Genomic DNA, 13,697 nt, shown 5'->3' on the forward strand with positions numbered 1-13,697 from the left:
TTTTTTTGTTGGCGGGGGGGGGCGGTGTTGTCGCGGCCCCGCGGGGCCGCCGGTTAGCGCTCGAGACTCGCGCCTGCGGCGCATGCGCTTCGAGCGCTAACCGGCGACCCGGCCGCGACCGGCCACTGCGTGGCCGCTGCTCCCTAAGGGTCGCAGGTGGGGGCTGGGTTGTGCGGTCATGGCGGATCGGGGTGCACGATGTGGTTGGGAGTGCGGTATGGCGGGACGTGACCTACTGATTTCGTTGGTACACGGGTAACTCCCCAACCACCTCGCAGCTGTGGCGCGACTGACGTGAGGCCGAGAGTCGACAGTCGGGCTTGCGGACTACTCGCTAAATACTCGGGGAGGCGGAACAGCTAGTGTGGCGGTGTGTCTAGACGAGCTGATGGTAGGGCGGATGACGAACTCCGCGACGTGAAGATCACTCGGGGTTTCACCGCGCATCCGGCGGGGTCGGTGCTGGTGGAATTCGGGCAGACGCGGGTGATGTGTACCGCGAGCGTCACTGAGGGGGTGCCGCCGTGGCGCCGGGATTCAGGGTTGGGGTGGCTCACCGCGGAGTACGCGATGCTGCCTGCGGCCACCCATACCCGTAGCGGGCGTGAGTCGGTGAAGGGCAAGGTCGGTGGGCGGACGCAGGAGATCAGCAGGCTGATCGGGCGGTCGCTGCGGGCCTGCATCGATCTGGCTGCGCTCGGCGAGAACACGATCGCCCTCGACTGCGACGTGCTGCAGGCCGACGGTGGGACGCGGACCGCCGCGATCACCGGCGCGTACGTGGCGCTCTGCGACGCGGTGACCTACCTGGCTGCTGCGGGCAAACTGGCTGACCCGCAGCCGATTTCGTGCATGATCGCCGCGGTCAGCGTGGGTGTGGTCGATGGGCGCGTTCGCCTGGACCTGCCCTACGAGGAGGATTCGCGCGCCGAGGTCGACATGAACGTGGTCGCCACCGATACCGGCACGCTGGTCGAGATCCAGGGCACCGGCGAAGGTGCGACCTTCCCGCGCTCGACTCTGGACAAGATGCTGGACTCGGCCTTCCTCGGCGCCGACCAGCTGTTCGCCATCCAGAAGGAAGCCCTCGCACTGCCGTACCCGGGTGTGCTGCCCGAGCCGTCGGCGAAGAAGTAGTCGTGGCCGTGCGCGTGCTGGTCGCCAGCCGAAATGCCAAGAAGCTCAAGGAACTTCAGCGGATCCTCGACGAAGCCGGTGTCGCCGGAATCGAATTGGTGAGCCTCGACGATGTGCCGCCGTACGAGGAGGCACCCGAAACCGGCGCCACCTTCGAGGAGAACGCTATCGCGAAGGCCCGTGACGGTGCCGTCGCTACCGGATTGCCCTGTGTGGCAGACGATTCCGGCATCGAAGTGGATGCGTTGAACGGGATGCCCGGCGTGCTGTCGGCCCGCTGGGCAGGCGGCCACGGCGACGACGCCGCGAACAACACCCTGCTGCTCGCCCAACTCGGCGACGTCCCCGACGAACGCCGCGGCGCCCGCTTCGTCTCCACCTGCGCCTTGGTCCTGCCCGACGGCACAACCACCGTGGTACGCGGCGAATGGCCGGGCACCGTCGCCCGCAAACCCCACGGCGACGGCGGCTTCGGCTACGACCCCCTATTCCTCCCCGAGGGCGGCACCGGCAGCGCAGCCGAACTCACCCCCGCCGAAAAAGACGCAGTCTCCCACCGCGGCCGCGCCCTCGCCCAACTAATCCCAGCCCTCACCGCCCTGACCTGACCTCCTAGGCACTGAATCAAGATCACCATGTACTGGTGCAGGCCCGCTCTCGGGCGATGCTCGCATGAGTACATGGTGATCATTCGTCCAGGTGTTGGCTGCTTCGCAAACGAGAGCGCCGCCGCTCCGGAATGACCGGGGCGGCGGCGCTTTTCGTGGGGTCAGAGGTTGTACTGGTGCTTTACGTCTTTGGCGTTGCGGTGTTCTACGAAGAAGGACAGTAGGGGGATGGTGCCTGCGATGAGGGTGCCTACGGTGCGGCCGATGGGCCAGCGGACCTTCACCGCGAGGTCGGCGGTGACCAGTAGGTAGGCGAAGTACACCCAGCCGTGCACGACCGCGATCCAGCTCGGGGTGTCGACGCCGAAGCCGTACTTGGCGACCATCTCGAAGGTGAGCAGCAGCAGCCACAGGCCGGTGACCCAGGCGAGCACGCGGTAGCGCTGCAGGGCTGAGGCGACCTTCGCGGTGGGCGCGCTGCCCGCCGGAACGGTGGTTTCGGCGGCCGGTGAAGTGGTGGTGTTGTCGGTCACCCGGCATTCCTCTCGGAGGAGTGCAAGCCGGCGGTGCGGACCTGCGCGTCGATGTCACTGGCGTGCAGTTGCGCCAGGTACTGGTTGTAGGCGGCCGTTTCCGGGTCGTCGGACGTGGCGGCCTGCGGTCGCTCGGGCAGGATGCCCGCGGGGATCTCGCGCGGCGCCTCGGCCTTGGCCGCACGCGGCGGCGCGGGCTCGTCGGCCTCGCGTTCCAGCCGCACGAACCGCACATAGGCGAACACCGCGAACCCGGCGAACAGCGGCCACTGCAGCGCGTACCCGAGATTCTGCCCGGAACCGGTCGAAGATTCGAACCGCTCCCACTGCCACCAGGCCAACGCCAGACAGCCCGCTGCGACGACGCAGACCAGCGCGATCAGGGCCGCGCGATTGTGCGTCGGGCGAGGAGGTGGAACGGACACACCGTCCACCGTACCCGCCTACTACAGGGCACGTAGGACCAGGTTGTGGCAGCGGCGGGCGTCACAGCCGGGTCGTTCTTGCCCCCGCGTGGAAGGTTTGGCGGTAGGCGGTGGGGGAGACGCCGATGGTGGTGGCGAGGTGTTGGCGGAGGGAGGCGGCGGTGCCGAGGCCTGCGTCGGCGGCGACGCGGTCGATCGGGAGGTTGGTGGCTTCGAGGAGGTGGCGGGCGTGGTCGACGCGTTGCTGGGTGAGCCACTGGCCGGGTGGGAGGCCGGTTTCGGAGCGGAAGCGGCGGCAGAAGGTGCGCACGCTCATGCGGGCGTGGGCGGCGAGTTCGGTGAGCGGGAGCGGGCGGTCGAGGTGGGTGAGGGCCCAGGCGCGGGTGGCGGCGGTGGTCGCGGTGGTGGGTTCGGGGATCGGACGGTCGATGAACTGGGCCTGGCCGCCGTCGCGCCACGGCGGCACGATGCACAGGCGGGCGACCCGGTTGGCGACCACGCTGCCGTGATCGCGCCGGAGCAGGTGCAGGCACGCGTCGATCCCGGCGGCGCTGCCCGCGGCGGTGATGATGCGGCCCTCGTCGACGAACAGCACATCGGCATCCATCCTGACCTGTGGGAACAGGCTGCGGAATCGATCGGCCTGCTTCCAGTGCGTGGTGGCGGGGCGGTCGTCGAGGAGGCCGAGGGCGGCGAGGACGAAGGCGGCGGTGCAGATCGACACGATGCGGGTCTCGGGCCGCACGCGGGCCAGCGCGCGGGCCAGGTCGGCGGGCATCCACTCCGATTCCGGCGCGTCACACGCGGAGAACGGCGGGATCACTACGGTGTCGGCTTCCTCGAGCGCGCTGCTGTCGTATTCGACGGCGATGGTGAAGTCGGCGTTCGTCGTCACCGGTGCACCGTCGAGGCTGCAGGTGCGGACGTCGTAGAGCGCGGCACCGTCGGAATCGGTCGCCGTGCCGAAGATCCGGGCCGGAATCCCCAGTTCGAACGGATAGACCCCGTCCAGTGCCAGAACCACCACGCGATGCATGGCAAGATTCTTGCATATATTGGCCTTCTTGCCACTCGTCGCCACCTCGCGGGCCGGGCATCGTAGTCCGCACATCGCCGGTTCCCCTCGAAACGGCGTGCGACACAAGGAGAACGAATCATGCGGGCAATCGGTCAGGACACCTTCGGCGGACCCGAGGTACTGCAGGTGATCGAGGTCGACAAGCCGACACCGGGGCCGTCGGAAGTGCTGGTCCGGGTCCACGCGGCCGGGGTGAACCCGACCGATTCCTGGCATCGCGGCAGTGGTGGGCTGTTCGGCAATATGGTCCGGCTGGGCTGGGATGTGTCCGGTGTGGTTGAGGCGGTCGGCGTCGGCGTGACACTGTTCGCCCCCGGCGACGAGGTGTTCGGCATGCCGCGCCTACCGCATGCCGCGGGCACCTACGCCGAGTACGTCACCACACCGGCCCGTCACCTCGCGCACAAGCCGGCGAATCTCACCCACATCGAGGCTGGCGCGCTGGCACTCGTCGCGCTCACCGCCTGGCAGGCCCTCGTCGACACCGCCGACGTGCAGCCGGGCCAGCGGGTGTTGATCCACGCGGCGGCGGGCGGGGTCGGCCATGTCGCGGTGCAGATCGCCAAGGCGCGCGGCGCGTACGTGCTCGCCACGGCACGCGCCGACAACCACGACTTCGTCCGTGATCTCGGCGCCGACGAGGTAATCGACTACACCACAACAGTTTTCGAAGAAGCAGCCCGCGATATCGACGTTGTCGTCGACACCATCGGCGGCGAATACGGCCCGCGCTCCCTGCGAACCCTGCGTCCCGGCGGCATCATCGTCTCGCTGGCGTCCCCGGCAGAAGCCGCCTTGGTCGAGCAGGCCGGCCCACTCGGCGTGCGCGCAGGCTTCATGATCGTAGAACCCGACAACGGCGGCCTGCGCGCCATCAAGGACCTGGTCGAAGCGGGTGCGCTACGTCCCCACGTCGAGACGGTCCTGCCGCTGGAGCTCGTGCGCAAGGCCCACGAGATCAGCGACAATCAGCGCACCCGCGGCAAGATCGTGCTCACCGTGGACTGAATCAGAACTTGTAGCTGATCCCGGTCATCCGCTCGGATTCCTCCCACAGGCGCCGCAGCAGCTCGGGATCACGCGAGATCTTGCTGGACGGGCAGGCCTCGACCGGCCCCTGCGACTGCATCAACCGGTTGGGGCCCCAGTACACCGTGGGATCGGCGGCGGATTCGGTCGCCGCGAACAGGGTGGAGTGGGCGGCCTTGTGCGGCGCGTGGCCGATCAGCTTGATGAACGGCTTGCTGACCCGGTCGAGCGGAGTCTCGGTGCGGGCGAACAGATCCGTCGCCGAGACGCCGGGGTGCACGGCGTAGGACTTCTTCGCCGATCCGGCCTCGGTGAGCCTGCGCTGCAGTTCGCGGCCGAACATCAGGTTGGCGAGCTTGGCCTGGGCGTAGGCGAGATTGCGCTGGTAGCGCCGGTTCTCGTAGTTGAGGTCGTCGATCCACAGCTTCGGTGTCTGCTTGTGGGCGATGCTGGCGATCGACACCACCCGGTCGCGGACGCGGTCGAGCAGCAGCCCGGTGAGCGCGAAATGGCCGAGGTGGTTGACGCCGAACTGGATCTCGAACCCGTCGGCGGTGCGCGAGAACGGGACGTTCATCAGGCCCGCGTTGTTGATCAGCACATCGAATTCGCCCTGCTGCGAGGCGAATTCGCGCACGGAAGCCAGGTCGGCGAGGTCGAGCGCGGCCACTCGCACGTCGCCGTCGATGGCGTCGGCGATCGGCTGCGCTTTGCTCGCGTTGCGGCAGGCCATGATCACCGTCGCGCCCTTGGCGGCCAGCACCTTGGTGGTTTCGGCACCGAGGCCGCCGTTGGCCCCGGTGATCACGAACGTGCGCCCGGACTGGTCCGCGATGTCAGTTGGTTTCCATGCCATGCACCGATCTTACTCTGGAGTAAGTTCCGGCGGAAGCTCAGCCCAGCAATCCGGTCAGCGTACGGGCACAGGCGGGTTTGCGCAGTTTGGTCATCGCTTTCGCCTCGATCTGCCGCGCCCGCTCGCGGGAGAAGCCGAGCGCCGAACCCACCTCCTCCAGCGTGCGGCCCTCACCGCGATCGAGGCCGAAACGCAGTCGGATGACAGCGGATTCGCGTTCGGTGAGCACCTTCAGTGCCTGCTCGACATATCCGCCGAGCATCTGGTCGGCAACCACGTCCGCTGGCGCGGGTGCGGTGTCGGGGAGCAGTGAGCCCAGATCGGTGTCCTCGCCGATCGGCGCCTGCAGCGACACCGGCTCGGCTTCGTGCCGCAGCACCGCCTCGACCTGCGCGACGGTGAGTGCGGCGCCCGCTGCCAGTTCCTCCGTGGTGGCCGCGCGCCCCAGCTGATGCGCCAGCTCGCGCCGCACGCGGATCACCCGGTGCAGTACATCGGCCACATTCGAGGGCAGCCGGATCGTGCGCCCCTGATCGGTGAGCGCGCGACCGATCGACTGCCGGATCCAGTACGTCGCATAGGTGGAGAGCTTGAGTCCGCGCTCGTGGTCGAACTTGTCCACCGCGCGCATCAGCCCGAGCGTGCCCTCCTGGATCAGATCGAGCAGTGACATCCCGGTGTTGGTCGGGAACCGGCGCGCGATCGAGACGACCAGGCGCAGATTCGCCCGCACCATCTGATCTTTCGCGCGCAGTCCGTCGAATTCGTTGCGGCGCAACATCTCTCGTCGGGCAGCGGTGAGTTCAGCTCCGGCCGAGTCGATTTCGGCGCGCGCGGCGGCACCGGCGGCGATACGCGCACCGAGCGCGTATTCCTGCTCGGCGGTCAGCAGGGGCGTGCGGCCGATGGCGGTCAGGTAGTCGCGAATGGAGTCGGTGGAGACGGTGGTGGTCAAGAGAACTCCCGTTCGAAGTGCGGCCGGATGTGGAGACCGGTGGGGCGAGTGCGCGCCCCATCGGTGCGGGGTGACTACTTGCCGGGAATCCGGATCGGACGGCGCACGGCCGTCGACCGGGTCTGGGCACCGCGAATGGCCGAGTCGCTGCCGCGTCGGCGCTGGGCGGGGAACGGTGCTTCGGTGCGGCGCTCCGCTCGGCGGCGCGCGGGCAGCGGGAGGGGCTGGGGCGTGGTCATGATCTCGCGGACCGCGTTGTCGAGTGCACTTCGCATATCGGCTGCTCCTTCGTGGGTGGAACGGGTGCTGAGGGGCCCTGCTGCGATAACGGCTGCGTGCGGCATGCGCTGTCTCCTTCGATCGTGTCGCTTGCGGCGACGAACACAAACTTAGAACCAACCTAAAAATATGTCAAGAACAAATTTGGGACGAGTTCAGATATGCTGATGACATGACCACGCAACAGGGGCTTCGAGCCAGAAAGAAGCAGCAGACCAGGGAACACATCTCCGACCGGGCGACCGAGCTGTTCCTGGCACGGGGGTTCGACCGGGTGACCATCGCCGAGGTGGCAGCTGCCGCCGACGTCGCCAAGATGACCGTCACCAACTACTTCCCCCGCAAGGAAGACCTCGCCCTCGACCTGGGGGAGATCTACATCGACCAGCTCGCCGCGATCGTGCGCGAACGCGAGCCGGGCCAATCCGCGCTGGCCGCGTTGCGCCACGACTACCTGACAGCGGTAGCGGCCCATAGCCAGCTCATCGGCTTCAGCGGAGAGCCGTTCGCCCGAATGATCGCCGACAGCCCAGCGCTCACGGCGCGCGTGCGCGAGTTCCACGACGACCGCGAGGTGGCGTTGGCGAAAACGCTTGTGACGGAGACAGGCGCCGACGACATCACCCCCCGCGTCGCCGCGGCCCAACTCGCGGGCGTGCTACGGGTGCTGTTCGAGGAGGTCACGCGCCGCACCCTCGCCGGTGAACCCAACGCCGTGATCGCCGCCGCGCTGATCCGCGATGCCGAGATCGCCTTCGACGCGCTCGAACCGAGCCTGGGAAACTACGCCGTGCGCTGAGATATCGGTCCGGTTGCTGCCGTGTCACTGAGGCTCCACGCCAGACCCGAAAGCCCATACTGAGCCAATGCCGGACGGTGTTGCTGCAGACAAGCCAGTCGAGCCGATGAGCAAGGCGAAGATCAACCTCGTCTTCGCGACCGTGGTTCTCGGCATGCTCATGGCCGCCCTCGACCAGACCATCGTCTCGGCCGCCCTGCCCTCGATCGTCGCCGATCTCGGCAGTGCAGGGCACATGGCCTGGGTGGTGACCGCGTATCTGCTCGCCGAGGCCGTCGCGACCGTGCTCGCGGGCAAGCTCGGCGACCTGTTCGGCCGCAAACTGCTGTTCCAGATCAGCGGCGTCATCTTCATCACCGGTTCGGCGCTGGCCGGTGTCGCCAACAGCATGCTCGTGCTGATCGTGGCGCGCGGCATCCAGGGCATCGGCGCCGGCGGGCTGATGGTGACCTCGATGGCGCTGATCGCCGACACCATCCCGCTGCGCGAACGCGGCAAGTATCAGGGCGCGCTGGGTGCGGTGTTCGGCGTGACCACCGTCGTCGGACCCACCCTCGGTGGCCTGTTCACCGACCATGCCAGCTGGCGCTGGTGCTTCTACGTGAACGTCCCGATCGCGATCATCATGGTGGTGATGGCGGCGCGCACGCTGCCGCATCTGCGCGCGGTCACCCGGCCGGTGATCGACTACCTCGGCATCGGCCTGGTCGCGCTCGGCGTCTCGTCGCTGATCCTGGGCCTGGAGTTCGGTGGCAACGAATACCCGTGGGGCTCTTGGCAGATCATCGGTTTGTTCGTGCTCGCCGTGGTGCTGATCACCGGGTTCGTGCTGGTGGAGAACCGGGCGACGGCACCGATGTTGCCGATGCGGTTGTTCAGCAGCCGGGTGTTCACGGTGTCGTCGGTGCTCAGTTTCATCGTCGGCTTCGCGATGCTCGGCTCGATGACCTACCTGCCCGCCTACCTGCAATACGTCGACGGCGAGTCGGCGACGAGTTCGGGCGTGCGGACGCTACCGCTGGTCGTCGGCCTGTTCATCACCTCGGTCTTCTCCGGTCAGGTCGTCGGCAAGACCGGGCAGTACCGGTACTTCCCGATCGTCGGGATGGCGGTGATGGTGGTCGGCCTCGCGCTGATGTCGACGATGGGCCGCAGCACCAGCGTGTGGCTGGAATCGTTGTACATGCTGATTCTTGGTGCCGGCCTCGGTTTGTCGATGCAGGTGCTCACCATCGTCGTGCAGAACACCGTGCCCTACGCCGATCTGGGCACCGCCACGTCGGGCGTCACGTTCTTCCGCACCCTCGGTAGCGCGTTCGGCACTGCGGTTTTCGGCACGCTCTACAACAACGAGAGCAAGTCCGCGCTGGCAGAGGCGTTGCGGCAAGCGCCGGGGGTCTCGCCCGAGGTGGTGGCGAATCCGAAATTGCTGCGCGAACTCCCCATCGAGCAGTCCGCGCCGATCATCGACGCCTACGCGCATTCGATCGACTTCGTGTTCCGCGGGGTGGTCCCGGTGGCGCTGGTCGGTTTCGTCGTCGCCTGGTTCCTGCCGCAGGTACGGCTGCGCGACAGTGCCCGTCACGGCGCGGGCGATGTCGGTGAGGGCTTCTCGGTGCCCGATTCGCACGACCGGGTGGTGCAGCTCGAACGTGCGGTGGCCACGACGGTGCGCAAGGCCAGGGCCGACAAGCCGCTCATTCCCGAGCTCATCGCGGCGTCGGACAGCACACTGAGCCCGGACACGGCGTGGGCGCTGGGACAGGTCTACCTCTACTCCAAGGAGGGCGTGCCCGCCTCCGTGCACGCCATCGCCTACCGGCACCGGCTGCCGGTGGAGGTGCTCTCACCGGTCTTTCGCCAGGCCGTCGACGCGGGCCTGCTGATCGGCGACGGCGGCGACCTCACACTCACCGACGACGGCACCGCCGAGGTCGACAAGCTGCGCGCGGGGTGGCGCCGCTGGCTCGGCGACCGCCTCGACGACTGGAATTCCGAGGACCCGACCGACCGCGCCCTGCTCGATGAGGCCCTGTCGAAGATCGCCGCCAAGCTCCTCGACCAGGGAGCTGATAGCAGCGCGGTATCGAAAACATGAACCCTGCCGTACTGCCCGGATACGCACGCCGAGACTCCGACTATGGGCGCCCGGGTTCGATGATGGGCTGAGGGCACCACATGCGGGTGAAGGCCGTGACGCACAGCACCAACCACAGCAGCCCGATGATCCAGCCCGCGAGCACATCGGTGGTCCAGTGCACGCCCAGGTAGATGCGGGACAACCCGACGGCGGCGGGGAACGCGACCGCGAGCACGGTCGCGGCCAGCCGGATCCAGTGCTTGGTGAGCTGTGGAATCAGCACGATCGCCACGATCCCGACGACCACCGTGGAGCCGAGCGTATGCCCTGAGGGATACGACAGGCTGGGTTCGAAGACCAGGCGTGAGGCTTCGGGCGGACGGTGCCGTCCGACGAGACGTTTGATCACCCACACCAGCACGCCCGCGCCCATCGAGGTGACGGCGACCAGGGCCGCGAGGGGCAGATTGCGCCGCAGCGCGAGCCAGCCGATGGTGACCGCCGCGAGAATCACCATCGACAACGTGTCGCCAAGGTCGGTGATCACCGTGGCGATATCGGTGAGCGCTTCGCCGCGGTGCGCGATCATCCAGTCGAGCACCCGGATGTCCATCGTGGTGACACCGGTGGTGACTTCCCAGGTGAGCACCGTGATCAGCACCGCCGCGGTCGCGATCAGGGCCATCACGACCGGCGTGCGACGGCAGAACGAGGACCACGCGAGGACGGGCGGTGACGATTGTCGATAGGCAGTCGGCATAGCTTCCAGATTGCCAGCTCGCGTGTCAGGCTTCGAAGACGACCGTGTTCCCGGCGACGTCGCGGGTGCCCGCGTCCTTCTTGATCGCCTTCACCAGATCGGCGACGCAGTCCCAGATGCGCGGGGGCTCGCAGTCGATATTGCCGATCGTGTACCAGGTGTCGGTGCCGCGATAGCGGACCAGACCCTTGCCCGCGTCATCGAGCATGACATCGAGCTCCCCTGACACCGTCCCTTCCTCTTCGGTCATGACGGCGCACTCGGCGGTGATCTCGATGGGCTCGCTTATTTGAACTCTCCTCGGCGTAGGCAGTCATCGACTGCGGTGCGCAACGCGGTGTGCTCGGCGGTATCAACGGTCAACGCGTATTTTACCTTCACTTTCACGTAGTGCTCCACATAGGCGCACCGGAAGTTGCCGGGCGGCAAGTAGTTCGCGGGATCCTGATCGCCCTTGGACCGGTTGGCCGACGGGTCGGCGGCGACCAGGTTCAGCGAGTCGTTGGCGATGCGGCGGCGGGTGTCCTCGTCGCGGTCGGCGGCGCCGGATCGCCACGCTTCGGCAAGGGCCACAATGTGTTCGGCGTCGACCTTGGACGGGTCGGTGATGAACTTGTACGGCCCGAGTTCGCCGGTCTTCTTGTCGATGAAGCCGTAGTGGTCCTGCCAGCCGCCGCCCGCCGCCACTTTCAGGTCGCAGGTCTTGGCGTCGAGAGTCACCTTGCCGTTGGCGTCGCGCAGCATCATCACTTCGCGGCTGGTGCATTTCGTGTACTGGGCGAGGTCACCGGTGAAGCCGTGTTCGGGCTTGTTGGTGTCCCAGTGCGGGAATTTCTCGCGCGTGTAGCCCGTCATCGGGCCTTCCTTCGCGACCACCAACGTGGCGACCAGTTCGCCGACTTCCTTGCCCGACACCGTCGCCGCACCCGCGGAACCGGGACCGGGCGCGGTCGGACTCACCTTGTCCAACAACGTATTCGCGACCGTCACCACCACGGCGATGAGCACCGCACCGAGCACGGCGAGCAGGGCTCGCCCCGCAGGAGAGCCGCTGATCGAGGACCACTTCATGCCCGTACCACCCACACGCTTCGTCGAGAAATGAACCGGCACAACCTAACGGCCGCACCGGGTGTCGTCAGTGATTGTCCGCTATGAGGTTCCGCACAGCAGGAGGTCGCACTGGTTGCGGCGCAATAGCGTTCACCTATCGACGGAGGTGACCGGCCGGGCAGGCCGACAAACGCAACGTGACAGACATCACATCCTGCTCAGTCGGGGAGTGAACCCGATTCCGGCGGAATTCCCGTGTCCAGGAAGCGAATCAGGCGTGCGATGCGCGCGGCATGATCGACGCAACGCTGAAACTGGCTGCCGAGCAAGGCCATATCGATCGCGGCCTCGGCCCTCACGCCGGAATCGGTGAGCACGGTGCGCAATTGCTTGCACAGTGCGTCCATCGCGGCGGCGTCGGCCCCGTCATCGGCGACAAAACTGCCGCTGGCCACCGACGCGCCCACTCGCGCCACACTGGTCGACGCCAACGTGCCCATCGACACCAGTTCGTCGATCACCGGGGCGGGCGCGACCATGCCCGGATGTGCCCGATACACGTACTGTCCAGCGGTTTCCGTGCGTCGCCCGATCCGCGACAGCTCCCCGGCGACTTGAATCGCGGTGACCACATGACGCAGATCCCGGGCGACCGGCGCCTGCAATGCCAGCAGCACCATCGTGCGAGATTCGCAGGCCGCGAACATCTTCTGCAACTGCTCGTCGAGTGCGAACACCTCGTAGGTGGTCGCGAGGTCGGCACCGGCCACCGCCTGGGTGACCCGCTCGGTCGCGTCATGGGCGACGCGCGACATCAGGGTGAGATCGTTGGCCAAAGCGACGAGCTCGAGGGTGAACTGGGTCCGCACGCGCTGAATTGTTCCCCATCGAGCGGGTGTGAGTGAATCCATCGCCGAGATCGGGCGGCAACGATCCGGGTGCAAGAGCGTCCAGCTGGAAGGATAGGGGGCATGATTGCCGCGTTGACGAACAAATGGACCCTGTACGTGCCCATCCTCGCCGCGCTCGTACTCGTACTCAGCTGGGGTCGTTCGGTTCCGGGATTGATCGTGGTGCTGGTGAGTTTCGCCCTGGTCGGCGCGGTGCTGTCGGCGGTCTACCACGCCGAGGTGGTCGCCCATCGGGTCGGTGAACCCTACGGTTCGCTGGTGCTCGCGGTGGCGGTGACCGTGATCGAGGTGGCGTTGATCGTCACGATGATGATCTCCGGTGGCGACAAGGCGGCCTCGCTGGCACGCGACACCGTGTTCGCCGCGGTGATGATCACCTGCAACGGTATCTTCGGCTTGGTGCTGCTCGTCGGCGCGTTGCGCAGGCGGGTGGCGGTGTTCAACGCCGAAGGTACCGGTGCCGCCCTGGCCACCGTCGCGACCCTGGCCACGCTGAGTCTGGTGCTGCCTACCTTCACCACCAGCGCACCGGGCCCGGAGTTCTCGCCCGCGCAGCTCGCCTTCGCCGCGGTCGCCTCGCTGGCGCTGTACGGGCTGTTCGTGATGGTCCAGACGGTGCGCCACCCCGACGACTTCCTTCCGGTGGAGGACGGCGGCGCGGTCGACGACGGCGATCCCCACGGGCACGCGCCGTCCAACCGGGCCGCGTTCATCAGTCTCGGAATGCTGGTGCTGGCGCTGATCTGTGTGGTCGGCCTGGCCAAGGTGGTCTCGCCCGCGCTCGAATCGGGAGTGGCCTCGGCCGGGCTTCCGCCCTCGGCGGTGGGTGTGGTGATCGCGATGCTGGTGCTGCTGCCCGAGGCCATCGCCGCGGTGAACGCCGCGCGCCGCAATCGGGTGCAGATCGGTTTGAACCTGGCGCTCGGCTCGGCGATGGCCAGCATCGGCCTGACCATTCCGGTGATCGCGATCGCGACGATCTGGCTCAGCGGCCCGCTGGTGCTTGGCCTGGGTGCCACCGAGATGGTGTTGCTCGCGCTGACGGTCGTGGTGGGCACCTTGACGATCGTTCCCGGGCGCGCCACCTTGCTGCACGGTGGTGTTCACCTGGCGTTGTTCGCGGCTTTTGTGTTCCTGGCCGCAAGCCCGTAGCTGAGGTGTCACGCATCACATGGTGAGTCGATCTGTCATGGA

Annotated in this window: 16 protein-coding genes; 6 read left to right on the top strand and 10 right to left on the bottom strand. The window is 67.3% G+C overall.

Annotation, left to right across the window (positions count from 1 at the left end):
- The first annotated feature begins 372 nt into the window (after positions 1-372).
- On the top strand, positions 373-1,137 hold the full coding sequence (rph, locus tag ACFW6D_RS30300; RefSeq protein ID WP_379239287.1) for a ribonuclease PH: 765 nt from the start codon (positions 373-375) through the stop codon (positions 1,135-1,137).
- Between the two features lie 2 nt (positions 1,138-1,139).
- On the top strand, positions 1,140-1,745 hold the full coding sequence (gene rdgB, locus ACFW6D_RS30305) for an RdgB/HAM1 family non-canonical purine NTP pyrophosphatase (RefSeq protein WP_379333780.1): 606 nt from the start codon (positions 1,140-1,142) through the stop codon (positions 1,743-1,745).
- 161 nt (positions 1,746-1,906) lie between these two features.
- Here the strand turns inward: rdgB and ACFW6D_RS30310 are convergent, their stop codons facing one another.
- The 3 genes from ACFW6D_RS30310 to ACFW6D_RS30320 all read right to left on the bottom strand — a co-directional run bounded on the left by ACFW6D_RS30310 (position 1,907) and on the right by ACFW6D_RS30320 (position 3,739).
- Positions 1,907-2,194: a DUF3817 domain-containing protein gene (locus ACFW6D_RS30310; RefSeq protein WP_379239299.1), complete on the bottom strand. Its 288-nt coding sequence runs from the start codon at positions 2,192-2,194 to the stop codon at positions 1,907-1,909.
- A gap of 80 nt (positions 2,195-2,274) precedes the next feature.
- Positions 2,275-2,703, bottom strand: a complete 429-nt coding sequence (locus ACFW6D_RS30315; protein WP_379333782.1) for a transcriptional regulator — start codon at positions 2,701-2,703, stop codon at positions 2,275-2,277.
- Positions 2,704-2,764: 61 nt separating this feature from the next.
- The gene (locus ACFW6D_RS30320) at positions 2,765-3,739 is read right to left on the bottom strand and encodes a GlxA family transcriptional regulator (protein WP_379333784.1); all 975 of its coding nucleotides are present in this window, start codon (positions 3,737-3,739) and stop codon (positions 2,765-2,767) included.
- A gap of 120 nt (positions 3,740-3,859) precedes the next feature.
- Between ACFW6D_RS30320 and ACFW6D_RS30325 the strand changes: the two genes are divergently transcribed.
- Positions 3,860-4,789, top strand: a complete 930-nt coding sequence (locus ACFW6D_RS30325) for an NADP-dependent oxidoreductase (protein WP_379333786.1) — start codon at positions 3,860-3,862, stop codon at positions 4,787-4,789.
- Position 4,790: 1 nt separating this feature from the next.
- On the opposite strand, the gene ACFW6D_RS30330 is transcribed toward ACFW6D_RS30325, so the two are convergent.
- From ACFW6D_RS30330 to ACFW6D_RS30340, 3 genes are all read right to left on the bottom strand, one after another.
- The gene (locus ACFW6D_RS30330; protein ID WP_379333788.1) at positions 4,791-5,666 is read right to left on the bottom strand and encodes an oxidoreductase; all 876 of its coding nucleotides are present in this window, start codon (positions 5,664-5,666) and stop codon (positions 4,791-4,793) included.
- A 37-nt stretch (positions 5,667-5,703) separates the two neighbouring features.
- Positions 5,704-6,621: an RNA polymerase sigma factor RpoD/SigA gene (locus ACFW6D_RS30335; protein ID WP_379333790.1), complete on the bottom strand. Its 918-nt coding sequence runs from the start codon at positions 6,619-6,621 to the stop codon at positions 5,704-5,706.
- Positions 6,622-6,695: 74 nt separating this feature from the next.
- Entirely contained in the window at positions 6,696-6,896 is a 201-nt protein-coding gene (locus tag ACFW6D_RS30340) for a hypothetical protein (RefSeq protein WP_379333792.1), read from the bottom strand.
- 176 nt (positions 6,897-7,072) lie between these two features.
- On the opposite strand from ACFW6D_RS30340, the gene ACFW6D_RS30345 reads away from it, so the two are divergent.
- Complete coding sequence (locus ACFW6D_RS30345; protein WP_379333794.1) at positions 7,073-7,699, top strand: TetR/AcrR family transcriptional regulator; 627 nt, start codon at positions 7,073-7,075, stop codon at positions 7,697-7,699.
- Between the two features lie 106 nt (positions 7,700-7,805).
- Positions 7,806-9,797 carry an MDR family MFS transporter gene (locus ACFW6D_RS30350; RefSeq protein ID WP_379333838.1) on the top strand — a complete coding sequence of 664 codons (1,992 nt, stop codon included), beginning with the start codon at positions 7,806-7,808 and terminating at the stop codon, positions 9,795-9,797.
- 40 nt (positions 9,798-9,837) lie between these two features.
- Here the strand turns inward: ACFW6D_RS30350 and ACFW6D_RS30355 are convergent, their stop codons facing one another.
- The 4 genes from ACFW6D_RS30355 to ACFW6D_RS30370 form a co-directional block, all read right to left on the bottom strand.
- Complete coding sequence (locus ACFW6D_RS30355; RefSeq protein WP_379333796.1) at positions 9,838-10,539, bottom strand: phosphatase PAP2 family protein; 702 nt, start codon at positions 10,537-10,539, stop codon at positions 9,838-9,840.
- Between the two features lie 25 nt (positions 10,540-10,564).
- On the bottom strand, positions 10,565-10,789 hold the full coding sequence (locus tag ACFW6D_RS30360) for a hypothetical protein (RefSeq protein WP_379333798.1): 225 nt from the start codon (positions 10,787-10,789) through the stop codon (positions 10,565-10,567).
- Between the two features lie 35 nt (positions 10,790-10,824).
- Positions 10,825-11,610, bottom strand: a complete 786-nt coding sequence (locus tag ACFW6D_RS30365) for an HNH endonuclease family protein (protein WP_379333800.1) — start codon at positions 11,608-11,610, stop codon at positions 10,825-10,827.
- A gap of 200 nt (positions 11,611-11,810) precedes the next feature.
- Positions 11,811-12,461 carry a phosphate uptake regulator PhoU gene (locus ACFW6D_RS30370; protein ID WP_379333802.1) on the bottom strand — a complete coding sequence of 217 codons (651 nt, stop codon included), beginning with the start codon at positions 12,459-12,461 and terminating at the stop codon, positions 11,811-11,813.
- A 102-nt stretch (positions 12,462-12,563) separates the two neighbouring features.
- On the opposite strand from ACFW6D_RS30370, the gene ACFW6D_RS30375 reads away from it, so the two are divergent.
- The gene (locus ACFW6D_RS30375) at positions 12,564-13,655 is read left to right on the top strand and encodes a calcium:proton antiporter (protein WP_379333804.1); all 1,092 of its coding nucleotides are present in this window, start codon (positions 12,564-12,566) and stop codon (positions 13,653-13,655) included.
- The last annotated feature ends 42 nt before the right edge of the window (positions 13,656-13,697 follow it).

Source organism: Nocardia sp. NPDC058705 (assembly GCF_042749305.1).
Lineage (GTDB): Bacteria > Actinomycetota > Actinomycetes > Mycobacteriales > Mycobacteriaceae > Nocardia.

Coding starts and splice junctions, on each gene's coding strand:
- ACFW6D_RS30340 (WP_379333792.1), bottom strand. CDS start 6,896: ATGCGAAGTGCACTCGACAACGCGGTCCGCGAGATCATGACCACGCCC.
- ACFW6D_RS30320 (WP_379333784.1), bottom strand. CDS start 3,739: ATGCATCGCGTGGTGGTTCTGGCACTGGACGGGGTCTATCCGTTCGAA.
- ACFW6D_RS30330 (WP_379333788.1), bottom strand. CDS start 5,666: ATGGCATGGAAACCAACTGACATCGCGGACCAGTCCGGGCGCACGTTC.
- ACFW6D_RS30325 (WP_379333786.1), top strand. CDS start 3,860: ATGCGGGCAATCGGTCAGGACACCTTCGGCGGACCCGAGGTACTGCAG.
- ACFW6D_RS30360 (WP_379333798.1), bottom strand. CDS start 10,789: ATGACCGAAGAGGAAGGGACGGTGTCAGGGGAGCTCGATGTCATGCTC.
- ACFW6D_RS30375 (WP_379333804.1), top strand. CDS start 12,564: ATGATTGCCGCGTTGACGAACAAATGGACCCTGTACGTGCCCATCCTC.
- ACFW6D_RS30355 (WP_379333796.1), bottom strand. CDS start 10,539: ATGCCGACTGCCTATCGACAATCGTCACCGCCCGTCCTCGCGTGGTCC.
- ACFW6D_RS30350 (WP_379333838.1), top strand. CDS start 7,806: ATGAGCAAGGCGAAGATCAACCTCGTCTTCGCGACCGTGGTTCTCGGC.
- ACFW6D_RS30345 (WP_379333794.1), top strand. CDS start 7,073: ATGACCACGCAACAGGGGCTTCGAGCCAGAAAGAAGCAGCAGACCAGG.
- ACFW6D_RS30365 (WP_379333800.1), bottom strand. CDS start 11,610: ATGAAGTGGTCCTCGATCAGCGGCTCTCCTGCGGGGCGAGCCCTGCTC.